Genomic DNA, 21,038 nt, shown 5'->3' on the forward strand with positions numbered 1-21,038 from the left:
GGGCCGAAATCGCGATTCCGGCCCCTCAGCAGGTGTGGTGGGTCTCCTGCAGGCGATAGACCGGGGTCGGGATGCCGACCTGGCGGGCCTTGAGCTGGAGCGCCAGGTAGAGCGAGTAGTGCCGGGACTGGTGCAGGTTGCCGCCGTGGAACCACAGCGCCTCCTGCTGGGTGGGCTTCCACATGTTGCGCTGCTCGCCCTCCCACGGCCCGGGGTCCTTGGCGGTGTCCGAGCCCAGGCCCCACACCTTGCCCACCCGGTCGGCGACCTCCTGGCTGATCAGGTCGGCGGCCCAGCCGTTCATCGAGCCGTACCCGGTGGCGTAGACGACCAGGTCGGCCGGGAGCTCGGTGCCGTCGGCCAGCACGACCGAGTCCTCGGTCAGGTGGTCGACCTGGCCCCGGACCAGCCGCACGTCGCCGTTCGCGACGAGGTCGGCGGCGCCCACGTCGATGTAGTAGCCCGAGCCGCGGCGCAGGTACTTCATGAACAGGCCCGACCCGTCCTCGCCCCAGTCGTGGTCGAACCCGGCCGCCTCGAGCCGCTGGTAGAAGTCGGCGTCCCGCTCCCGCATCTGGTCGTACAGCGGGATCTGGAACTCGTGCATGATCCGGTAGGGCAGCGAGGCGAACGTCAGGTCCGCCTTCTCCGTCGTCATGCCGCCGGCCACGGCTTCCTCGGAGTACAGCGCGCCCAACCCGATCTCCATCAGCGAGTCCGACCGGACGATGTGGGTCGAGGAGCGCTGGACCATGGTGACGTCCGCGCCGTTCTCCCAGAGCGCCCCGCAGATGTCGAAGGCCGAGTTGTTCGAGCCGATGACGACGCAGCGCCTGCCCCGGTAGGCGTCCGGCCCGGGGTGGGCCGAGGAGTGGTGCTGGTCGCCGCGGAAGACGTCCTGTCCGGGCAGCACCGGGACGTTGGGCTTCCCCGACATCCCGGTGGCCAGCACCAGCTGCTGCGGGCGCAGCACCACCGGCACGCCGTCCCGCTCGACGGTGACCGTCCACTCGGCGGTCTTCTCGTCGTAGGCGGCGCTGATCGCCCGGGTGTTCGCCCAGTAGTCCAGCTCCATCACCCGGGTGTAGGACTCCAGCCAGTCGGCGATCTTGTCCTTGGGGGCGAAGACCGGCCAGTTGTCCGGGAACGGGATGTAGGGCAGGTGGTCGTACCAGACCGGGTCGTGCAGGCACAGCGACTTGTAGCGGCTGCGCCACTGGTCACCCGGGCGCGGGTGCTTGTCGATCACGATCGTCGGGACGTCGAGCTGGCGGAGCCGGGCCCCGAGGGCGATGCCGCCCTGCCCGCCGCCCACGACCAGCACGACGGGCTGGGTCTCGTACCCGAGCTCGCGGGCCTCCCGCTCGCGGCGGTCCCGCCAGGTCTCCCGGTCCCGGTGGACACCGTGCTCGGCGCCCATCGGCCGCCGGTCCCGGACCGGCTCCTCGTGCCCGGTCAGCTCGAACAGCGTGGTCAGCAGGGTCCAGGCCCTGCCGTCCTGCAGCCGCAGGTGCCCGCGGCCGCGGCCGACCGCCGTCTCGAAGGCGATCCACGCCTCGTCGACGCCGTCGGCGCCGGTGGCCGGTTCGCTGGCCCGGAAGCCCTGCGGGTCGGTGCGGTCGAGCGTGGCCCGGAGCAGGTCCCGGACGCCGTCCTGCCCCTCGACCGTGGTGATGTTCCAGCTGAAGGCGACCAGGTCGCGCCAGAAGCAGGTGGGGGCGAAGAGCTCGGCCACCCGGTCGACGTCCCGGGCGGTCAGGGCCGACTGGAACTCCTCCAGCCAGGCCCCGACCCGGCTGCCCGGATCGTCGGTGTCGGTGGTCGTGGTGTCGGTCGGGTCCAGGGTCTGGGTCACCGCGCGGCTCCTGCGTCGTCGGAGGAGTGGCCGCCGCGACCGGCGTCCGGGTGCAGCTGACCACCCCCGCGACGCCCGACGAGAGAGCGCCGCGGGACCCGGCCCGGCGGCCGTCGAGCGCCGCCACCCGCCGTATGACTCACGTCACACGGGGTGACTCCGGAGGGGCCAAGATCGCGACTTCGGCCCCATCAGGTCAGGGCTGCAGGACCAGCCGAATGGGGTTGCCCTCCTTGCTCGACAGCCGCTCGACCGCGGTCGCCGCCTCGCTGAGCGGCAGGGTGTCGCTGACCGAGCGGGCGAAGTCGATCCGGTGGTGCCGCACCAGCTGCACCAGTTCGACGACGTGCTCGGGCATCGACCCGTAGTGGCCCAGCACCTTCTGCCCGAAGTAGCTGAACGCCGTGCCGTCCTTGATCGTCAGGGGCTGCCTGGTCAGTCCGACCAGCACGAGCGCACCACCGGCACCGAGCGCGCGCACCGCCTGCTCGCGAACCGCGGCGACGCCGGCGAAGTCGAAGGCGAACGCCAGTCCGGCGCCGCCGGTGGCCGCGCGCACCTGGTCGACCAGGTCGTCCTCGGCCGGGTCCAGCGCCAGGTCCGCACCGAACTGCAGCGCGCGTTCCCGGGCGGCCGGCACCGGGTCGACGGCGATGATCGGCGCCGCACCGGCCAGCCGGAGCAGCTGCACACCGTGCGCCCCCAGCCCGCCGATGCCCCAGACGCCGACCGGCTGGGCCGGCCGGACCCCGGCCGTGGCGGTGATCGCCGCCCACGGGGTGGAGACCGCGTCCGGCACGATGCAGGCCTGCTCCAGCGGCAGGTCGTCGGGGACGGCGACCAGCGTGTCGGCCCGGGCGACGGCGTACTGCGCCCATCCGCCGTCGTAGTCGACGCCGCGGGTGTGCACCACGCCGTGCCGGTCCTCCCCGGCCTGCAGCAGCACCCGCTGGTCGTCGGCCCAGCCGGTCACGCCGGCGCCCAGCGCCGCGACGGTGCCGGCCACCTCGTGGCCCAGGGTCACCGTGTCCCCGGGGAGGAACAGCGGGGTCAGCTCGCCCTCGATCAGGTGCACGTCGGACAGGCAGACGCCGGCGGCACGCACCCGGACCAGCACCTCACCGGGGCCCGGGGTCGGCACGGGCACCTCGGTGACGGCGAAGTCGCGGGTCCGGACGTTCAGCCGTCCGGCGAGCATGGAGTCAGGGATCGTCTCGGGCACCACCCCACCCTGCCCTCGGCCGTGCAGGCGCGCCGTCCGGGGGTAGGGGAGCGTGGTGTCTCCTTCCTCACGCGCGGCGGACGGCCGCCTCGACAGCCGCCCCGACCAGCCGACCGGCACCGCCCCCGGTCCGGGGGTCACCCGGCTCGACCTCGGGCCCGGCGCGGAGGCGCTGCTCGCCGTCCCGCCCGGCGACCCGCGGCCGCGCCCCCTGCTGGTGTTCTTCCACGGTGCCGGTGGGACGGCGGAGCAGTCGCTGGCCGCCGTCGCCGAGCTGGTCACCGCCCGGGACGTGCTGGTGCTCGCCCCGACCTCGACCGGAACCACGTGGGACCTGATCGACGGCGGCCTGGGCCGGGACGTCGCCGTCCTGGACGCGGCGCTCGCGCAGGTCTTCGCCGGCTGCCCGGTCAGCCAGGTGGCGATGTCGGGCTTCTCCGACGGTGGTTCCTACGCGCTGTCGCTGGGGGTGGCCAACGGCGACCTGGCCGCCGCCGTGCTGGCGTTCTCCCCGGGCTTCGTCTCCTCGCCGGGCCGGTACGGCCGGGCGAGGTTCTGGCTGAGCCACGGCACCGAGGACCCGGTGCTGCCGGTGGACCGGTGCGGACGGCGGGTGTCGGCCGAGCTGCTCGCCGACGGCTACGACGTGACCTACGAGGAGTTCGCCGGTGGCCACGTGCTCACCCCGGAGCTGGTGAGCGCCGGGCTGGACTGGTGGCTCGGCGCCCCGGCCGGCTGACCGGCCGGGGCGGCGGCTCAGTCGCGCGGCGTGTCGGCGGTGGAGAGATCGACCTCTTCGTGCCGCAGCTGCTCGGTGACCGACGACTGCTCGGTCTCCCACGTCGTGGTGAGCCGTACCCGCTCGGCCGGCACCCGCTCCAGGGACACCCGCGGCTCCTCGGCGTACAGGGTGACCCAGCCGGTGCTCCGGGAGGGCTGCCGCTCGCCCGTCGCCGCCTGGCCCGGCTCGCGGTCGCCGTGTGCCAGCGGCAGGTGCTCGATCCGGGCGCGCTGCCGGGTGATCGTCACCGGCACCAGCACCTCCTCGCTGACCTCCTCGATGCGGATCACGGCCCGGGTCCAGGGCTCGACCACGGTCGTGACGTCCAGCTGCTCCTCGGCGAGGGTCATCGTGCCGTCGCCGCCCCGGGCAGGGACGCTCTCGTTGCCCCGGGCGGGACTCCCGTCGCCGCCCCGGGCCGGGGTGGTCGACGACCCGCGGTAGTGCTCGAGCAGCGCCGTCTCCTCCTCCGGGCTCAGGTGGTCCGGCCGGGTCGCCCGGGGCGCGGAGTGGACGGCGGCGGAGTCGACCGCCAGCTGCATCCGGTCCTCCGCGAGCTGGGACCCGGTGACCGGGGCGATGAGCGGGACCTCGTCGTCGTCCGGGGCGGCGTGCGTCCCCGGGGTGAGGCCCACCCAGGTGGGCTGCTCGGTCACGTCGTCCAGGTAGACCGCGGTGACCGTGCCCAGCGGCTTCCCGTCGCGGTCGTGGGCGATCGCACCGATGACAGAGGGGGGAGTCGGGTCGCTGGCCATGACTGGTGGGTGATCCAGATGCCGGTGGTCTACACATCGTCCGGCGGGTCGTGCCGGAAGTCGGTTGAGCCGAGCACGGTCCGCGCGTAGCGTCCTCCGATCGTGTCCGTGCCGTCCGCCCCGGCCCACCCCACCGCCGCCGATCCCGTCCTCGCCGCCGAACGCGACCACCTGGCCCACGCCGCCGGGTGCCTGACCTCCATGCGTGCCGCCGCCGTCGCGGTCGCCGATGCCGGCGTCGACGCCTGGGCCTCCGAGCGACTCGGCGCCGCCCGCGCCGAGCGACTGCTCGCGCTCGCCGCCGACCCGGGCGTCCCGGCCTTCTTCGGCCGCACCGACGCTGCCGGTGGCACCGACCCGGAGACCTTCCACATCGGCCGCCGCCACGTGCGCGACGCGGCCGGCGACCCGGTCGTCATCGACTGGCGGGCACCGATGAGCCGGCCGTTCTACCAGGCCAGCGCCGCACAACCGCAGGGCCTGCTGCGCCGTCGCCGGTTCGGCTTCGCCGACGGCGAGCTGACCAGCTACGAGGACGAGCTGCTCGCCGACGGCCAGGACGACGGCGGGACCGGCGAGCTCCTCCGGCAGGACATCGAGCGCCCGCGCAGCGGCCCGATGCGCGACATCGTGGCCACCATCCAGCCCGACCAGGACGACATCGTCCGGGCGCCGCTGGCCGAGTCGATCTGCGTGCAGGGCGCCCCGGGCACCGGGAAGACGGCGGTCGGGCTGCACCGGGCGGCCTACCTGCTCTACACGCACGGCGACCAGCTGGCCCGCACCGGTGTGCTGGTGGTCGGGCCGAACCGGGCGTTCCTGCGGTACATCGAGCAGGTGCTGCCGGCGCTGGGCGAGGTGGAGGTCGACCAGGCGACGGTCGCGAGCCTCACCGCCCGGGTGACCGTGCGCGCCCAGGACGAGCCGGCGGTCGCCGTCCTCAAGGGCGATCCGCGGATGGCCGAGGTGCTGCGCCGGGCGCTGTGGGGCGGCATCCGCAAGCCGACGGACTCGGTGCAGGTGACGCTGTCCGGGCGGAAGTACCGGATCGGTGAGGACCGGCTCAAGCGCTTCGTCGACGACCTGCGCCGGGCCGGGACCTCCGGGGTCGACGACCAGCAGCTGGTGCACTACGCCGCCGGCCGGGAGCGGCTGGCGATGGGGCTGGCCGAGTACGCCCGGCGGCTGAAGGAGGCCGGTGGGGGCAGCCCGACCGACGCGGAGACCCGGCGGACCGCCCGCAGCGCCGAGGTGCGGGCCTTCTGCGACGCCGTCTGGCCGGCGGTGGACGCCGCCGGTCTCGTGCACGACCTGTTCACCGACCCCGAGCGGCTGGCCCGGGCGGCCCGGGGCGTGCTGACCGAGGAGGAGCAGGCGCTGCTGCACTGGCCGAAGCCGCCGCGGTCGGTGCGCGCCGCGCGGTGGACCGCCGCGGACGCGGTGCTGGTCGACGAGGTGGCCGGGATGCTGGAGCGCACCCCGGGCTACGGGCACGTGGTGGTGGACGAGGCGCAGGACCTCTCCCCGATGGAGTGCCGCGCCGTCGCCCGCCGGCTGGGCGCGGGTTCGCTGACCGTGCTGGGCGACCTGGCCCAGGCCACCAGCCCCTGGTCGGTGGCGGACTGGTCGCAGACGCTGACGGCGCTCGGCCGGCCGGCCACGACCGTGCGGCCGCTCACCCGGGGTTACCGGGTGCCGGGCGAGGTGCTGGACTTCGCCAACCGGCTGCTGCCCGCGATCGCCCCCGGGCTGGCCGCAGCCACCGCGGCACGCCGGGAGCCGGGGGCGCTGCAGCTGCGGCCGGTGGGCACGCTGGCCGGGCCGCTGGCCGAGGTGGTCGGCGAGCTGGCGGCCAGAGCCGGGTCGACCGGGGTGGTCTGCGCCGACGCGTCGGTCGCCGAGGTGGTCGGGGTGCTCACCGCGGCCGGGCTGGACGTGGCGCCGCTGGCCGACGACGGTTCGGCGCCGGCCCGGGTGTCCGTCGTCCCGGCCGGGCTGGTGAAGGGGCTGGAGTTCGACCACGTCGTGGTGGTGGAGCCGGCCGCGATCGTCGCCGCGGAGCCGCGCGGGCTGCACCGGCTCTACGTCGTCCTCACCCGGGCGGTGAGCAGCCTGGTCGTGCTCCACCACGCCGACCTGCCCGACCTGCTGGTCGAGGAGATCACCGCCGTCCCGTCCTGCTGAGCGGCGTCCCTAGGCTCCCGGGCATGCCCGACTCCCTGCGCCGCGCGCTGCGCGTCCCCGCCGCCCCGATCGAGCTGCGCGAGATCGACCCGCGGTCGACGCCGCTGGCGCCCGGCGACAAGGAGCGCACCCGGGAGGCGACGCGGCTGGACGCCACCCACCTGGCCGAGCTGCAGCAGCGGCTCTACGCGGAGGGCAGCGGCGGCAGCCGACGGCGGGTCCTGCTGGTGTTGCAGGGCATGGACACCAGCGGCAAGGGCGGCGTGGTGAAGCACGTCGTCGGCGCGATGGAGCCGCACGGGGTGGCGGTGGCGAGCTTCGGCGCGCCGACGCCGGAGGAGCTGCGGCACTCCTTCCTCTGGCGGGTGCGCCGGGCGCTGCCCGGGCCGGGCAAGGTCGGTGTCTTCGACCGTTCGCAGTACGAGGACGTGCTGATCGGCCGGGTGCGCGAGCTGGCGACCCCGGAGGTGATCGAGCGGCGTTACCGGGAGATCGTGCGGTTCGAGCGCCAGCTCGTCGCCGACGACGTCACGGTGGTCAAGGTGCTGCTGCACCTGTCGCCGTGGGAGCAGAAGCAGCGCCTGCTGGCCCGCCTCGACGACTCGAGCAAGCGCTGGAAGTTCGACCCCGCGGACATCGACGAGCGGGCCCTGTGGCCGCAGTACCAGCAGGCGTACGCCACCGCCCTGGAGCGCACCGACACCGACACCGCACCGTGGTACGTCGTCCCGGCCGACCGGAAGTGGTACCGCAACTGGGCGGTCGGCCGGCTGCTGCTGGAGACGCTGACCGAGCTGCAGCCCCGGCTGCCGGAGCCGGAATGGGACGTCGACGAGCAGCGCGACCGGCTGATCGAGGAGCACCCGGTCGCCAACTGAGTGCTGGTGGAGCACGGGGTGCCCGGGTAGCTTGGGCGGCCCGGTGGAGCGCGCGCCGGCTGGGCCGAGGAGCGGGGTGCCGACGTGAGCTTCGTCGACCCGCCGGCCGTTGCCGCATGGCGCCACCAGCAGGCCCGCACCGGTTTCGAGGTGGTGCACTTCCGGCGGTCCGGCGGGGGCTGGCAGGTGGTCGGCTGCACCACGGCGGTCGAGGCCGGCGTGGCCTGGACCGTCGACTACACCCTCGATCTCGACGCCGCCTGGGCCACTCGCCGGGCGGTGGTCACCGGACGGTCGTCGATGGGTGCCCGCAGGACCACGCTGGACTCGATCGGCGACGGCCGCTGGCACGTCGACGGGCTCCGGGCACCGGACCTGGACGGCTGCCAGGACGTCGACCTGGAGTCCTCGGCCATGACCAACGCACTGCCCGTGCACCGGCTCGACCTGGCGGTGGGGCGGCGGGCGTCCGCGCCGGCCGCCTACGTGCGGGCCGTGGGCCTGGGCGTCGACCGGCTGGAGCAGTCCTACACCCGGTTGCACGACGACGGGGCCCACCGGCAGTTCCACTACAAGTCCCCGGCCTTCGACTTCAGCTGCCAGCTGGTGTTCGACCCGTCCGGGCTGGTGCTCGACTACCCGGGCATCGCCGTCCGTCAGCTCTGAACCGGTGTCCCGCGGTCGAGGCGCTCGTCCAGGGCCTGGGTGAACAACCAGCCGCCGATGAGCACGAACTGGAGCAGGAACAGCCAGAACCCGATGGCGATCACGCCGCCGACCACGGTGAGGCCGCCGAACGGGGCGCCGAGGTCCAGCGGCAGGGCCAGGAACAGCACGAACCCCTGCAGGAAGCCGGACAGGCAGGCGGCGGTGAACAGCGCCCCGGACAGCACCGCCCGCCAGCCCAGCCGGCTGGCCGCGACGACCCGGAAGATCCACACCAGCGGCAGGGTGAGCGCGAACAGCACCGAGTAGTAGCCGGTGGCGAACCCGCTGACCGCGGCGCCGAACCCGGGGGTCTCGGCCAGGTGCGCGAGCACCCCAGCGACTAGCAGCAACGGGTACAGCAGCAGCGGTGCCAGCACCAGCAGGGGCAGGGCCAGCGCCCGGCCCCGCCAGGCGGTGAACCGGTCGTGCGCCGGGCTGAACCGCAGCAGCGCCCGGCGCAGCCCCTCGCCGTAGAGCGAGATCGGCAGCAGGGTCAGCAGGGCACCGACGACGCTGAGGCCGGTGCCCGCCTCGGCCAGCCGCTGCACCGCTGCCGGGGCGCCCAGCTCGTCGGGCAGCACCTCGGACAGCCGGGTGGCGAGCTCGCGCACCTCGTCGGCCCCGGCCACCCAGCTGGTCAGCCCCAGGGAGAGCACCAGCGCCGGGACGACGGCGATCCCGGCGTAGAAGGTGAGCCCGGCGGCGATCAGTGCGGTGTCCCGGTTGCGCAGGCGGGCCCGGATCGCCCTCAGGAGGCCGCGCGCCTCCCTCGCCAGCTGCACCGGGTCATGTGACCAGGTCCGGCCTGGTCCCGCTCGGCGGCGCGCCCGGCGCCGTGGTCCGGAGGTCAGCCGAGGGTGCCGACCAGGATCATGAAGGTGAAGGCCACCACCAGGATCAGCACGAAGGTCCCGACGATGATCAGGCGGGCCCGGTTCTTCGGCAGCTTGCCCTGTCCGCTGCGGTCAGTGCGGCCGTCGGGTCGCTCGCTCATCGGTCCTCCTGGGAATCGGTACGCGCCCCGGTCCGACACGTGGTCCCCCCGGGTCGCCGGCCTGCTCGGGCGAGCGGGCGGCTGTCCCGGGTGCCTGCCCACTTCCGCGGACGCTCACGCCTGAGACGTGACCCACTCCGCTCAGTGCCCCACTTCGCTCAGTGGCCGCCGAGCAGGTGCTTCGCCGCGGCGAAGCCGCCCAGGCCGCTGACCGCACCGCCGCGCACCGTGCCGCCCGAGGAGGCGGCGACCACCCGCGGGTGTGCCGTCGCCACGCCCCAGGTGCCGACGGCCTCCGGGTCGGGCGCGACCGGCCAGGCGAGGTCGCCGTGGAAGATGTGCCCGCCCGGCATCGCCAGCGACGCCTCGACGTCCAGCGGCGAGGACGCCTGCAGGCACGGCCGCCCGTCGCCGTCGGTGGCCAGGCAGTCGGCCAGCGGCTCGGTCAGGTGGGCGTCCAGCTGGGCCAGCACCCGCCGCACCGCCTCCGTCCGGGTCCCGACGGGGTCGGCCGCGTAGAGCTCGGCCGGCGTGTGCAACCCGAACAGGGTCAGGGTGTGCAGCCCGGTGTCGCCGACGATCGACGGGTCGGTGAGCGAGTGGCAGTACACCTCGAAGGGGACCACCTCGGGCAGCTGCCCGGCCGCGGCCTGCGCGTACGCGGCGTCGAGCTGGCCGGCAGCCTCGTCGACGTGCACGGTGCCGCTGAAGACCCGGCGGGGATCCGCGCCGGACCGCAGCCCGGGCAGCCGGCGCAGCACCATGTTGACCTTCAGCTGCGACCCCGACGGCCGCGGCGCCGGGGCGGCGCCCAGCAGCTCGTCGAGCACGGCCGGGGCCGCGCCGCTGACCAGGTGCCCGGCGTCGGCCGCGTGCGCCGTCCCGTCGGCGTCGGTCCAGTGCACGGTGACGCCGTCGGCCCGGGTCTCGACCGCGGTGACCTCGGCGCGGGTGAGCAGTGCGGCACCGCGCGCCCGGGCTGCGTCGGCCAGCGCGCCGCTGACCGCACCCATCCCACCGACCGGCACCCGCCAGCGGCCGGTGCCGTTGCCGATGAGGTGGTACAGGAAGCACCGGCCGGCCAGCCCGTCGGCGGCGTGCACGTCGGCGAAGGTGCCGATCAGCCCGTCGGTGAGCGCGATGCCCCGGACCTCGTCGTCGGTCAGGTGGTCAGCGACGACGTCGGCCAGCGGCCGTTCCCGCAGGTAGCGCCAGATCGCTGGGTCCCGCAGGCGCGCGGTGACCGCCGCCTCGCTGGGCAGCGGTCCGGTCAGGGTGGGGGCCAGGTCCTCGGCGAGGGTGGTCAGTCGGCCGTAGAACCGCTGCCAGCCGGCGAACTCGGCGTCCGAGCCGGTGAGGGCGCGGAAGGAGGCCGCCGTCTCCGGCCCCTCGTCCCGCTCGACCAGCAGCCCGGTGGCCGCACCGCCGCGGCGCAGCGGGGTGTAGGAGGCGACCGCCCGGTCCAGCAGGGTGATCGGCAGCGCCAGGTCGGTGACGACCCGGTCGGGCAGCAGGCTGACCAGGTAGGAGTAGGCCGACAGCCGGACGTCGACGCCCGGGAAGACCTGCTCGCTGACCGCGGCGCCGCCGAGCACGGCCCGCCGCTCCAGCACGAGCACCGACCAGCCCGCGCGGGCCAGGTAGGCGGCGGCGACCAGCCCGTTGTGGCCGCCGCCCACCACGACGGCGTCGTACCGGGCTGCGGTGCTCACGCCAGCTCCCGGGCGAAGCAGAGCGAGAACGGGTCGTCCACGTAGTGCCCGAACGCCGGGACCGGCCGGTAGCCGGCCGCGGTGTACAGCCCGATCGCCTCGGGCTGGCGCGGCCCGGTCTCCAGCAGCACGGTGGTCCAGCCCCGACCCACCGCCTCCGCCTCCAGCCCGGTGAGCAGCAGCCGGGAGACGCCGCGACCGCGGGCCGCCGGGACGACGTACATCCGCTTGAGCTCGGCGGTGCCGTCCCCGAGGGGCCGCAGCGCGCCGCAGCCGATCGGCGTGCCGTCGTCGTCCCGGGCGAGGAGGACGACGGCGACGTCGGCGGCGGACGGCGGCACCCCCGGCTCGCTGGCACCGCCGTAGCGGGCCCGCAGCTCGACCTGCTGGGCGGCGGTCAGCGCGGCGACGTCCGGGTCGTCCCACGAGGCGGCGGAGAGGGTCGGCACCAGGTCATCCTGGCGCGCCGTCGTCCACCCGCTGCAGCAGCCCCCAGGCGAACCGGGCCCGCACCCGGCCGGGGAGGTGCACCTCGAAGTGACTCGGGACGCCGGGGTCCACCGCGGCCGCGCCGGGCAGGGTCACGACGTCGTCCACCACGTGCTCCCAGACGCGCAGGGCCCCCGGTGCGGCGGCCGGCACCGCGGAACCGGGCGCGCGGACCAGCTGCTCGTGGAGCACCGCGCCGTCCGGGCCGCCCAGCACCTCCCACCGCAGGTGCGGCCACAGCGGCAGCGGCCACCGCCGGACGACGAGGTCGACGTCACCGAACCGGCGGTCCTCCTGATCGGCGGGTGGACCGAGCACGGCAGCGCGCAGCACGAGCCCGCGCGGTGCTCGCTCTGTGTGATGGAGCGCGCGCCAACGACGGTGCGCGGCACGCGCCTCGGCCCGGTCGGCGCCGAGTCTGGGCAACGCCTCGGCGACCAGGTCGGGTCGCGTGTCGGCCATGCGGCGGAGCAGTACGAGGCAGAACTCCCGCTGTGCCAGGCCCTTCACGCGGCGAGCCTGTCACGCTCGGTGAGCGTGTTGGAGCACACGCCCGGGGATTTCCACAAATTGACCCCAGTCGTTTGTCACGAGCACATAACGCACGTACGGTCACCAGCGGTCCTGACGGGCAGCGCAGTCGCCCACCCGGGTGACCACCGACAGGACCGCCGCCGAACCACACGGCTCGCCGCAACACTCGCGGGCTCGTGGACCGGGGACCCACCGCAGCACTGGGGTGAAGCTCCGCACGGCCCGCTCGCGGGCCCGAGGAGCCGGGCGTCTTCCCGCCCGAACCCGTCAGCTAACTCGGTAGGCGGCAGGTGGAAGAAAGGACACACCCGCCGAACATGGCGAGTTCGCACATCTCTGTCCGTCGTGGCCGCAACGGCCGACGGGCCCTGCTCACTCTGTTCGTCGCGGGTGGCGTCGCCCTCGCACCGGTGCCCGCCCTGGCGGCTCCTGAAACACCCACCACCTCGCAGGAGGCGGCCGAGCTCATCGCCGCCCGCGGTCACGACCTCGAGGTCGTCACCGAGAAGATGCACGAAGCGACCGACGTGCTGACCAGCATGAAGGCCGCCTCGGACGCTGCCGCCGCCGAGCTCGTCGCCGCTGAGGCGGCCGTGATCGAGGCCCGTGACCACGTGCGCCAGGTCGCCCGCAGCGCCTTCACCGGTGAGCAGCTCTCCTCGCTGCAGGCCATGCTCACCAGCTCCTCCGCCGACGAGATGCTCGACCGGATGGGCACGCTGGACAGCATCGCCGGGCACAACAACGAGGTGCTCGGGGTCGCGCAGCAGGCCACCGTCAGCGCCGACGAGGCGAAGGCCGCTGCCGAGAAGGCCGCTGCCGACGCGGAGGCCCAGGTCGCTGAGGTCGCTGCCCAGCAGGCCGACCTGAACGAGCAGATCGCCGAGTACCAGGCCGAGTACGACCGGCTCTCCGCCGAGGAGCGCGAGCGCGCCCGCATCCTGGCCGAGCAGCACGCGGCCGCAGAAGCGGCGGCAGCCGCAGCCGAGCGCGAGGCCCAGGCCGCCGCGGCGGCGGAGCGCACCAACGCCCAGACCGCCTCGCGCGACGAGCGCACGGCCCCCGCTGCCCGTGCGGCCGCCCCCGCCCCGGCCGCCGCTGCGGCGCCGGCACCGGCTCCGGCCGCGCCGGTCGTGGCCAGCAGCGGCGCTGCCGCCACCGCGGTGAGCACCGCGATGGCCCAGCGCGGCAAGCCCTACGTCTGGGGCGCCACCGGCCCGAACTCCTACGACTGCTCCGGGCTGGTGAAGTACTCCTACGCCGCGGCCGGGGTCAACCTGCCCCGCAGCAGCCGGCAGCAGGCGGCGTCGGGTCGGGCGGTCTCCCGCGGCGAGCTGCAGCCGGGCGACCTCATCGCCTACTACAGCCCGGTCAGCCACATCGGCATCTACATCGGCAACGGCCAGATGGTCCACGCGCCGACGTCGGGTGACGTGGTCAAGGTCGCCAGCATCGACGCCATGGGCCCCATCACCGCCATGCGTCGGGTCGCCGGCTGACAGCTGCACCACCCCGCGACACCCGCCGGTGCCCCGGTCGCCTGACGGCGGCCGGGGCACCGGCGCGTCCGGGCCCGGTGGCGACGATCACCCGGGTACGCGCACCGGCACCCCGTCCCGCCGGGCACGATGAGGTACAGCCCACGCCATGCCCACCCCGAGGAGCACCGTGCCCGCCGCACTGATCGACCCCACGAGGGTCGCCCGCGTCTTCCGCGTCGTCGCCATCGCCGAGGCCGTCTCCTGGGTGCTCCTGCTGGCCGGCATGTTCGTCAAGCGGGTGCTGCAGGCCTCGGAGCTGGGCGTGCAGGTCTTCGGCCCGGTCCACGGTGCGGTGTTCGTGGCCTACGTCGTCGTCGCCCTGCTGGCGTGGCGGGTGCTCCGCTGGACCCCGGCCACCGGGCTGCTGGCGCTGGCCGCCTCCATCCCGCCACTGGTGACCATCTGGTTCGAGCGCTGGGCTCGGCGTACCGGCCGGCTGCCGGTGGACGCCACCACGCCGGTCCGGGCCGGCTGAGCGCCCGATGGTCACCCCCGTCCTGCCCGCCACCGCCCGCACCCTGCTGGCCCGCACCGCCCGGGTCCAGCGCGACGGCCGGGCACCCAGCCTGGTCGCGGGCGTCGTCCGGGACGGCGGGCTGGCCTGGTCGGCCGGTCGCGGCGACGTCGCCGAGCCGCACACCGACGTGCAGTACCGGCTGGGCTCGATCAGCAAGACGGTGACGGCCCTGGTCGTGCTCCGGCTGCGCGACGAGGGCCGCCTGGGGCTCGACGACCTGCTCGAGGAGCACGTCCCCGACACCCCCTTCGGGGAGCGCACCGTGGGCCAGCTGCTCGCCCACCTCGCCGGCGCGAGCTCGGAGAGCCCCGGCGGCTGGTGGGAGCGCGTCCCCGGCGGGTCGCTGGCCGAGCTCCGGCTGACCGACGACGACGTCGTCCTGGGCAGCGCCCGGCGGTTCCACTACTCGAACCTCGGGTTCGGGCTGCTCGGTGAGCTGGTCGCCCGGCATCGTGGGCGCTCCTGGGTGGAGGTGGTCCGGGACGAGGTGCTGCTGCCGCTGGGCATGGAGCGCACCACCCCGCGGCCCACCGGTCGGGCGGCGCAGGGTGCGGCGGTGCACCCGTGGGCAGACGTCGTGCTGCCCGAGCCCGAGCACGACGCCGGCGTCATGGCCGCGGCCGGCCAGCTGTGGGCGACGCTGGCCGACCTCGGCCGGTTCGCCGCCTTCCTGCTCGGCGACACCGGCGACGTGCTCTCCCCGGCGACGCTGGAGGAGATGACCGTGCCGGCCGGGATCGACTCGTCGTCCCCCGGGTGGTCGGCGTACGGGCTGGGGGTGCAGGTGCTGCGGGTCGACGGGCACACCCTCATCGGTCACGGCGGTTCGATGCCGGGCTTCCTCGCCGGGGTCTTCGTCGACCGGTCCGAGCAGGTCGGAGCGGTGATGCTGGCCAACACGACCAGTGGGCTCGACCCGCTGGTGCCCGGGTTGCTGGCCGACCTGCGGGCCGCCGAGCCCCGGATCGTCGACGCCTGGGTGCCGTCCCCGCCGCCGCTGCCGCTGGACTCGCTCGGCGTCTGGTTCTGGGGGCCGGCTCCGCTGGTGCTGCGCGCCCAGTCCGGTGGCCTGCTGCACCTGGGGCCGCTGCCCGGCCGGTCCGGCCGGGCGAGCCGGTTCGCTCCCCGCGCGGACGGCACGTGGGTCGGGCTGGACGGCTACTACGCGGGCGAGACGCTGCGGATCGCTCCCGACCACCTGGACCTGGCGACGTTCGTGCTCACCCGTACGCCCTACGACCCCGAGGCACCCGTGCCCGGCGGGGTCGACGAACGCGGCTGGACGGCGCCCTAGGCGCTCATCCCCGGGGGTAGAGGCCGGCGGCGTACTGCTCGCCGTAGTACTGCTCCAGCTCGGCCAGTGGCGTGGCGGCAGCCTCCTGGGCGTGCGCGATCCGGGCCCGGGAGGGCAACGCCCCGGGATCCCAGGTCGCCGGGTCCCACAGCTGCGACCGCAGGAACGCCTTGGCGCAGTGGTAGAAGACCGACTCGATCTCCACGACCATGGCCAGCAGCGGCCGGTGCCCGCGGACGAGCATCCGGTCCAGCAGGTCCTCGTCGCGCACCAGGCGGGCCCGGCCCTGCACCCGGAAGGTGTCGCTGCGGCCGGGCGCCAGGTAGATCAGCCCGACGTGCGGGTTGGTCAGGATGTTGCGGAACCCGTCGGCACGACGGTTGCCAGCGCGCTCGGGCAGCGCGATCGTCCGGTCGTCCAGGACGACGGTGAACCCGGGCGGGTCGCCCTTCGGGGAGACGTCGCAGCTGCCGTCGGCCGCCGAGGTCGCCACCAGGCAGAACGGTGAGGCGGCCAGCCAGTCCCGGTCGATCGCGTCCAGGCAGGGGCGGTCCTTGGTGGCGGCGCGCGGCGCCGGTTCACCCAGCAGCTCGCGCAGCTCCGCCTCGGTGGTGATCTCGTCCACGGCGCCAGTCTGGCCCACCGGACCTGTCCCGAGGCCCACCGCGAACCGGCGGGTCCGCCGTCAGGGGAGGTCGAACGCGTCCATCGTCGTCTTCACGACGACGCCGTAGGCCAGGTGCGGGACGACGTCGCTGACCCAGTCGGTGGCCGACCAGGTGCGCGGGTCGGTGATCCCGAGCGCGGTCATCGGGCCGTTGGTGCCGATCAGCACGCCGATCGTGGTCAGCGCCGTCCCGACGAGGGGCTGGGAGCGGAAGCCGGTCGCCCGGGCGAGCCCGGCGAGCACCCCGACCCCGACGCCGGCCGCCAGCCCGGTGAGCGGACCGAGGCCCTGGACCCGGTTCTGCCGGGTCTCCTCGTCGCCCGGGATCGACACGTGGGCCTTCTCCGCGAGCACCTCGACCGTCTGCTCGGGGGTGGAGCTGGTGCCCCGGCCCCGGCCGACCATGTCCAGGTAGGTGACGGCGTTGAGCGCAGTCGTCCCCGCTGCGCCGGCGGCGGCCCCGCGGAGCACCCAGCCCAGCGTGCTGATCCCGCGCTTGCCCTTGCCGATCGTCCCGAACGGGGTGTGCGTGGCCATGGTCGCCGCCCTACCCGGGCCGCCGGGCGGGCGAAACGACCGTCAGCGCCAGCTGAGCCGGCTGCGGGCCGACCAGTACTCCGCCGGCTCCTCGGGTTGCACCCAGCCCGCCGCCGTCAGGTCCGCCGCGGGCAGGTCCAGGGTGCGGGCGGCGGCGTTGCTCTCCAGCTGCGCCACGGTCACCGCGCCGGAGAGCACGACCTCGCACCACGGCTGGGCCAGCGCCGCGGCTAGGGCGAGGGCGTCGACCCCGACGCCGCGCTCCCGCGCGGCAGCGGCCAGCGGGGAGTCCGGCGCGGTGCCCCGGTCGGTCAGCCGGCCGTTGGCGACGCCCTCCTTGACGACCACCCGGGCCCCGGCGGCCGATGCCTCGGCCAGCGCCGGCCCGGCCGAGGGCTCCAGCAGGTTCCAGGTCGACTGCACGCTGGTGAACAGCGGTGCGCCGTCCACGGTCAGCTCCAGCCCGCGCCGGACTGCGTCGGCCTGGGCCGGCCCCGAGGTGGAGAAGCCCAGCTCGACGCCGTCGGCGCGCAGCCGGGCCAGTCGGTGCTGCAGCGGCCGGTCGGTCCACAGCGGGCTGTCGGCGGTCAGCGAGTGCACCTGGTACAGCTTCAGCCACGGGCCGAGCAGCGCCGTCGTCTCGGCCAGCTGCCGCTCGAAGGCGGGTTCCGTGTGCTCCTTGACCTCGTGCACCGTGGCGTCCGGGCGCCAGTCGGCGGTGTAGCGATAGCCCCACTTGCTCGCCACGAACGGGGCGGCGCCGGTGGTGCTCAGCCACGAGGCGAGGAACTCCTCGGCGCGGCCGTAGGACCGCGCGGTGTCCACGTACTCGATGCCCAGCGCGGTCGCGGCGTCGAGCAGCTCGGAGGTGCGGGCCTGGAGGACGGCGGGGGCGCGGTCGGCGGGCAGGTCGGCGTCCCGGCCGAGGGTGAGGTAGGCCGGCCGGCCGACGGCGGCCAGGCCGACACCCAGCTGGGCAACGGAGTCGTGGGGCACGGGCCCATCCCAGCACCCGGACGGCGTCCGGGGCATCCTGACCGGGTGGACGACGTCGACCGGGTGCTCGAGCAGACCATCGACGCCCTGCTGGACCAGCGTCGTCCCGGTGCGTCCATCTGCCCGTCGGAGGCGGCCCGGGCGGTCGACCCCGACGGCTGGCGGGACCTGATGCCCGCCGCCCGCTCGGCGGCCGGGCGGCTGGCCGCGGCGGGCACGGTCGAGGTCACCCAGTCCGGCGCAGTGGTCGACGTCGCCACCGCGCGCGGGCCGGTGCGGGTCCGCCGGCCCGGCTGAAACGGCTGTCCCCGCGGGCCGGTGCGTCGCTACGGTGCGGTCTCCACCGGCGTACGGGAAGCGGGGCAGCGTGGCGGTCGACGGACAGGCGTACCGGTCCGAGCTGAGGCTCGAGTTCGATCCGCCGCCCACCGCGGCACCGCGGCCGGAGCTGGCCGACGTCGGCAAGCTGGTGCGCCGCGGAGTGCGGGCAGTCGTCGGGGCGGCCCGCGCCGAGGACCGGACGACGCTGTCCGGCCTGCTGCTGGCCCATCTCGGTCCGGCGGGTGCCGAGCTCGACGTCGTCGAGGAGGCGTGGCCGGGCTACGAGCACGTGAACGTCCAGGCCGGGCTGGACACCTGGCTGGCCGGCGCGGACCGCGCCTGGCAGCTGGTCGGCGTCGTGGGCTTCCAGCACCGGCCGTTCGGGCTGGGGGAGCTGCTGTCGGCGGGACCGGAGGCGCAGGACCCGTACGGGCCCCGGCCGGGGAACGCCTCGCGGGTCAACCGGGCGGCCGGACCGGACGGGGAGTCGCGGCCGTGCGTGCGCTGCGGCGTCTACCTGGTGACCGAGGGGCCGGCCCGCACCGCGGTGCTGGTGCGCGGCCCGGAGCCGGAGTCGGGGCTGCCGAACACCACGGTGCAGGTGGTCAGCACCGACCCGGAGCTGGCTGCGCGGGCCGCGACGGAGATCCGCGCCGCGGCGATGGCGCAGAACGTGTTCCGCGGGCAGGTGCTGTCCTTCGGCGCCGAGGTGTTCGGCCACGGCCAGACGCTGCTGCAGTTCCACCGTCGGCCCACCCTCGCCGCCGACCAGCTGGTGCTGGCTGCGGACACGCTCGCGGAGGTGCAGCGCCAGGTCGTGGAGGTGGCGCGACACAAGGAGCAGCTGCTCGCCGCCGGGCAGCACCTCAAGCGCGGCGTGTTGCTGTACGGGCCGCCCGGCGTCGGCAAGACGCACACGGTGCGGTACCTGACCAGCAGGCTGACCGGGACGACGGTCCTCCAGCTCACCGGCAACGCCCTGCACCTGATCGCCGAGGCCTGCTCGGTCGCCCGCGCGCTGGCGCCGGCGATGCTGGTCATCGAGGACGTCGACCTGATCGCCGAGGACCGCGGCATGCACCCCGGCCAGCACCCGCTGCTGTTCCAGCTGCTCAACGAGATGGACGGGCTGGCCGAGGACGCCGACGTCGTCTTCGTGCTGACCACCAACCGGGCCGACCTGCTCGAGCCGGCGCTGGCGGCGCGGCCGGGGCGGGTGGACCAGGCCGTGGAGCTGCGGCTGCCCGACGCCGAGGCCCGCCGGGCCCTGTTCGAGCTCTACCGGCGCGGGCTGGAGGTGGACACCAGCGGGCTGGACGACGTCCTGGCCAGGACCGAGGGCGTGACCGCGTCGTTCCTCAAGGAGCTGCTGCGCCGGGCGGCGTTGCTGGCGGCCCAGCGGACCGAGACGGGGCCGCTGAGCGTGTCCGCCGCCGACCTCTCCGGTGCGCTGGACGAGCTGCTCGACACCCGCAACGCGATGACCCGCACCCTGCTGGGCAGCGCACCGGGCTGAGCTGCGCCGATCAGCCGCGGCGGCGCCGCGACCGGCGCACCAGCAGGCCGGTGAGGAGGGCGAGGCCTGCGCCCCCGACGACCAGCACGCCGGCCCAGCGCTGCGGCGCGGACCGCAGCTCGGTGCCGGCGGCGCCGGGCAGCGGGTCGACTGCGACGGCCGCGCCCTCCGCCGCGCTCAGCGCCCGGACCTCGGCGACCAGCTCTGGCGCGGCCGGCGCGGTGCCACCACAGAGGTCGGCGCGGTGGGGGCCGCCGTCCTGTTCGCCGGCGAAGACCAGGAACGGTCCGTCACCGGCCAGCTCGAGGCCGCAGCTGGCGCCCGAGGCGGCCGAGACGACGCCCTGCCGGGCGTGCGCCGTGCCCTTGAACACCGCGTCCACGGCGAACACGTGCAGGGCGGGGTCGCTGCTGCTCGCCCCGCCGTTCACCTCGCGGGAGACCAGGTGCCCGGCGAAGACGACGTCGGCCCGCTCGAACTGCTCGGGGGTGGCCAGTCCCGCACAGCTGCACGCCGACGCCGGGGTCGCCAGGACCCAGCCGGTGAACACGAGCGCCACGGCGGCCAGGACCACCGCGACCAGCGTCGTCGTCCTGGACATGGCCGGGAGCATGCTCCCGCAGGATCTCGGTCAGGTCTCGCCGACGGGGCTCACCGGCGCCGCATCCGGTGGGCCTCCCAGGGCGGCTCGGGGTCGAAGCCGCCGCCCTGGTGGGTCCACCAGCCGGTGGGGTGCGGCTCCCGAGCGGCCAGCGACTCGTCCCAGTGCACCAGCATCAGGCGGGCCGTGGACTCCACCGCGCTGACGCCGGGGCCCCAGAGCAGCTCGGCGTCCTCGTCGACGTGCACCCTCCCGGGGTCTATCCACAGCCGGTGGGTCCGTCCGTCGACCACGACGACCACCTCGTCCCGGTCCGCTCCGCGGGAGACCGGCGTCCCCTGGCTGTCGAGCTTGCGGACGAACAGGTCGACGATCTCTCGGCCCACTGCGTCGTCAGCCATCGTCGGTGACCGGCAGGGACCCGGCGGCGCGTTCCAGCAGCGGGGTCATCCGGTGGTCGACGAACCGGCGCAGCGCCAGGTTCGTGTCCGTGCGCTGGACGCCGGGGATCGCCAGCACCTGCTCGGTGATCCGCCACAGGTCGTCGGCGTCGACGGCGACCACCTGCACGAGCAGGTCGGCGACCCCGGAGAGCCCGATGACCTCGAGCACCTCGGGGATCGCGGCCAGCGCCTCCCCGACGTCGGCGAGGCTGCGCTGGACGACCTGCACCGTGACGTAGGCGCCCAACCGGTAGCCCAGCGCCTCGGGTCGCACCCGGCGCTCGAAGGGGTCCAGGACGCCGTTGGACTCGAGCCGGGCCAGCCGCGCCTGCACGGTGTTGCGGGCCAGGCCGAGCCGCTGGGAGAGCGCGAGGACGGTGGCCCGCGGGTCCTCGGAGAGGGCGAGCAGCAGCCGCGCGTCGGTGGCGTCCAGGGCGGGCACGTTGCTCAGTCTGACATGGCAGGGCGGTCAAGTAGTGCCCGTTCTGCGCAA

23 protein-coding genes and 1 riboswitch are annotated in these 21,038 nt (G+C 75.1%); of the genes, 9 read left to right on the plus strand and 14 right to left on the minus strand.

The annotated features are described in order from the left end of the window. Positions 1-25 precede the first annotated feature (25 nt). Both O2W53_RS08540 and O2W53_RS08545 read right to left on the minus strand, forming a co-directional pair. Positions 26-1,855 (minus strand): NAD(P)/FAD-dependent oxidoreductase, encoded by a 1,830-nt coding sequence (locus O2W53_RS08540; RefSeq protein ID WP_269162632.1) that lies wholly within the window; start codon positions 1,853-1,855, stop codon positions 26-28. A gap of 196 nt (positions 1,856-2,051) precedes the next feature. Next, the gene (locus tag O2W53_RS08545) at positions 2,052-3,077 is read right to left on the minus strand and encodes a zinc-binding dehydrogenase (protein WP_269162633.1); all 1,026 of its coding nucleotides are present in this window, start codon (positions 3,075-3,077) and stop codon (positions 2,052-2,054) included. A 55-nt stretch (positions 3,078-3,132) separates the two neighbouring features. On the opposite strand from O2W53_RS08545, the gene O2W53_RS08550 reads away from it, so the two are divergent. Then, complete coding sequence (locus tag O2W53_RS08550; protein ID WP_269162634.1) at positions 3,133-3,816, plus strand: alpha/beta hydrolase; 684 nt, start codon at positions 3,133-3,135, stop codon at positions 3,814-3,816. A 17-nt stretch (positions 3,817-3,833) separates the two neighbouring features. On the opposite strand, the gene O2W53_RS08555 is transcribed toward O2W53_RS08550, so the two are convergent. Then, positions 3,834-4,613 (minus strand): YsnF/AvaK domain-containing protein, encoded by a 780-nt coding sequence (locus O2W53_RS08555; RefSeq protein WP_269162635.1) that lies wholly within the window; start codon positions 4,611-4,613, stop codon positions 3,834-3,836. 102 nt (positions 4,614-4,715) lie between these two features. Between O2W53_RS08555 and O2W53_RS08560 the strand changes: the two genes are divergently transcribed. The 3 genes from O2W53_RS08560 to O2W53_RS08570 all read left to right on the plus strand — a co-directional run bounded on the left by O2W53_RS08560 (position 4,716) and on the right by O2W53_RS08570 (position 8,341). Next, positions 4,716-6,797, plus strand: a complete 2,082-nt coding sequence (locus O2W53_RS08560; protein WP_269162636.1) for a HelD family protein — start codon at positions 4,716-4,718, stop codon at positions 6,795-6,797. Between the two features lie 23 nt (positions 6,798-6,820). After that, complete coding sequence (locus O2W53_RS08565) at positions 6,821-7,675, plus strand: PPK2 family polyphosphate kinase (RefSeq protein WP_269162637.1); 855 nt, start codon at positions 6,821-6,823, stop codon at positions 7,673-7,675. An 84-nt stretch (positions 7,676-7,759) separates the two neighbouring features. Next, entirely contained in the window at positions 7,760-8,341 is a 582-nt protein-coding gene (locus O2W53_RS08570) for a putative glycolipid-binding domain-containing protein (protein ID WP_269162638.1), read from the plus strand. Here the strand turns inward: O2W53_RS08570 and O2W53_RS08575 are convergent. From O2W53_RS08575 to O2W53_RS08595, 5 genes are all read right to left on the minus strand, one after another. After that, positions 8,332-9,165: a YihY/virulence factor BrkB family protein gene (locus O2W53_RS08575; RefSeq protein WP_269162639.1), complete on the minus strand. Its 834-nt coding sequence runs from the start codon at positions 9,163-9,165 to the stop codon at positions 8,332-8,334. The two genes, O2W53_RS08570 and O2W53_RS08575, sit on opposite strands and share 10 nt — an antisense overlap. Positions 9,166-9,230: 65 nt before the next feature. Further along, positions 9,231-9,377 carry a hypothetical protein gene (locus O2W53_RS08580; protein WP_269162640.1) on the minus strand — a complete coding sequence of 49 codons (147 nt, stop codon included), beginning with the start codon at positions 9,375-9,377 and terminating at the stop codon, positions 9,231-9,233. A 158-nt stretch (positions 9,378-9,535) separates the two neighbouring features. Beyond that, positions 9,536-11,089 (minus strand): phytoene desaturase family protein, encoded by a 1,554-nt coding sequence (locus O2W53_RS08585; RefSeq protein ID WP_269162641.1) that lies wholly within the window; start codon positions 11,087-11,089, stop codon positions 9,536-9,538. Beyond that, on the minus strand, positions 11,086-11,538 hold the full coding sequence (locus O2W53_RS08590; RefSeq protein WP_269162642.1) for a GNAT family N-acetyltransferase: 453 nt from the start codon (positions 11,536-11,538) through the stop codon (positions 11,086-11,088). Before O2W53_RS08590 ends, O2W53_RS08585 begins: the two co-directional genes overlap by 4 nt. A gap of 4 nt (positions 11,539-11,542) precedes the next feature. Continuing rightward, positions 11,543-12,088, minus strand: a complete 546-nt coding sequence (locus O2W53_RS08595) for a hypothetical protein (protein WP_269162643.1) — start codon at positions 12,086-12,088, stop codon at positions 11,543-11,545. Positions 12,089-12,257: 169 nt separating this feature from the next. Beyond that, positions 12,258-12,413: riboswitch (cyclic di-AMP (ydaO/yuaA leader) on the plus strand. A 16-nt stretch (positions 12,414-12,429) separates the two neighbouring features. Here O2W53_RS08595 and O2W53_RS08600 point away from each other — a divergent pair. The 3 genes from O2W53_RS08600 (at position 12,430) to O2W53_RS08610 (ending at position 15,464) form a co-directional block, all read left to right on the plus strand. Then, positions 12,430-13,611, plus strand: a complete 1,182-nt coding sequence (locus tag O2W53_RS08600) for a C40 family peptidase (RefSeq protein ID WP_269162644.1) — start codon at positions 12,430-12,432, stop codon at positions 13,609-13,611. A 148-nt stretch (positions 13,612-13,759) separates the two neighbouring features. Beyond that, entirely contained in the window at positions 13,760-14,128 is a 369-nt protein-coding gene (locus O2W53_RS08605) for a DUF3817 domain-containing protein (RefSeq protein ID WP_269162645.1), read from the plus strand. Between the two features lie 7 nt (positions 14,129-14,135). Further along, positions 14,136-15,464, plus strand: coding sequence for a serine hydrolase domain-containing protein (locus tag O2W53_RS08610; protein ID WP_269162646.1), 1,329 nt, complete (start codon positions 14,136-14,138; stop codon positions 15,462-15,464). A gap of 4 nt (positions 15,465-15,468) precedes the next feature. On the opposite strand, the gene O2W53_RS08615 is transcribed toward O2W53_RS08610, so the two are convergent. The 3 genes from O2W53_RS08615 to O2W53_RS08625 are packed head-to-tail and all read right to left on the minus strand — an operon-like array spanning position 15,469 to position 17,664. Then, entirely contained in the window at positions 15,469-16,089 is a 621-nt protein-coding gene (locus O2W53_RS08615) for a pyridoxamine 5'-phosphate oxidase family protein (protein WP_269162647.1), read from the minus strand. Between the two features lie 60 nt (positions 16,090-16,149). Next, positions 16,150-16,668, minus strand: coding sequence for a hypothetical protein (locus O2W53_RS08620; protein WP_269162648.1), 519 nt, complete (start codon positions 16,666-16,668; stop codon positions 16,150-16,152). Between the two features lie 42 nt (positions 16,669-16,710). After that, on the minus strand, positions 16,711-17,664 hold the full coding sequence (locus O2W53_RS08625; protein WP_269162649.1) for an aldo/keto reductase: 954 nt from the start codon (positions 17,662-17,664) through the stop codon (positions 16,711-16,713). A gap of 45 nt (positions 17,665-17,709) precedes the next feature. On the opposite strand from O2W53_RS08625, the gene O2W53_RS08630 reads away from it, so the two are divergent. Further along, positions 17,710-17,961: a DUF3253 domain-containing protein gene (locus O2W53_RS08630; protein WP_269162650.1), complete on the plus strand. Its 252-nt coding sequence runs from the start codon at positions 17,710-17,712 to the stop codon at positions 17,959-17,961. A gap of 70 nt (positions 17,962-18,031) precedes the next feature. After that, complete coding sequence (locus O2W53_RS08635; RefSeq protein WP_269162651.1) at positions 18,032-19,501, plus strand: AAA family ATPase; 1,470 nt, start codon at positions 18,032-18,034, stop codon at positions 19,499-19,501. Between the two features lie 10 nt (positions 19,502-19,511). Here the strand turns inward: O2W53_RS08635 and O2W53_RS08640 are convergent, their stop codons facing one another. The 3 genes from O2W53_RS08640 to O2W53_RS08650 are packed head-to-tail and all read right to left on the minus strand — an operon-like array spanning position 19,512 to position 20,987. After that, positions 19,512-20,102, minus strand: coding sequence for a hypothetical protein (locus tag O2W53_RS08640; protein WP_269162652.1), 591 nt, complete (start codon positions 20,100-20,102; stop codon positions 19,512-19,514). Positions 20,103-20,152: 50 nt separating this feature from the next. Further along, complete coding sequence (locus O2W53_RS08645; protein ID WP_269162653.1) at positions 20,153-20,503, minus strand: hypothetical protein; 351 nt, start codon at positions 20,501-20,503, stop codon at positions 20,153-20,155. Beyond that, positions 20,496-20,987: an Lrp/AsnC family transcriptional regulator gene (locus tag O2W53_RS08650; protein WP_269162654.1), complete on the minus strand. Its 492-nt coding sequence runs from the start codon at positions 20,985-20,987 to the stop codon at positions 20,496-20,498. The genes O2W53_RS08645 and O2W53_RS08650 overlap by 8 nt, the downstream gene beginning before the upstream one ends. Between the last annotated feature and the right edge of the window lie 51 nt (positions 20,988-21,038).

Origin of the sequence: Modestobacter sp. VKM Ac-2978 (assembly GCF_026968025.1) — a bacterium.
In the GTDB taxonomy this organism is placed as follows: Bacteria; Actinomycetota; Actinomycetes; order Mycobacteriales; family Geodermatophilaceae; genus Modestobacter.

Coding starts and splice junctions, on each gene's coding strand:
- O2W53_RS08555 (WP_269162635.1), bottom strand. CDS start 4,613: ATGGCCAGCGACCCGACTCCCCCCTCTGTCATCGGTGCGATCGCCCAC.
- O2W53_RS08565 (WP_269162637.1), top strand. CDS start 6,821: ATGCCCGACTCCCTGCGCCGCGCGCTGCGCGTCCCCGCCGCCCCGATC.
- O2W53_RS08580 (WP_269162640.1), bottom strand. CDS start 9,377: ATGAGCGAGCGACCCGACGGCCGCACTGACCGCAGCGGACAGGGCAAG.
- O2W53_RS08600 (WP_269162644.1), top strand. CDS start 12,430: ATGGCGAGTTCGCACATCTCTGTCCGTCGTGGCCGCAACGGCCGACGG.
- O2W53_RS08605 (WP_269162645.1), top strand. CDS start 13,760: ATGCCCACCCCGAGGAGCACCGTGCCCGCCGCACTGATCGACCCCACG.
- O2W53_RS08610 (WP_269162646.1), top strand. CDS start 14,136: ATGGTCACCCCCGTCCTGCCCGCCACCGCCCGCACCCTGCTGGCCCGC.
- O2W53_RS08620 (WP_269162648.1), bottom strand. CDS start 16,668: ATGGCCACGCACACCCCGTTCGGGACGATCGGCAAGGGCAAGCGCGGG.
- O2W53_RS08640 (WP_269162652.1), bottom strand. CDS start 20,102: ATGTCCAGGACGACGACGCTGGTCGCGGTGGTCCTGGCCGCCGTGGCG.
- O2W53_RS08645 (WP_269162653.1), bottom strand. CDS start 20,503: ATGGCTGACGACGCAGTGGGCCGAGAGATCGTCGACCTGTTCGTCCGC.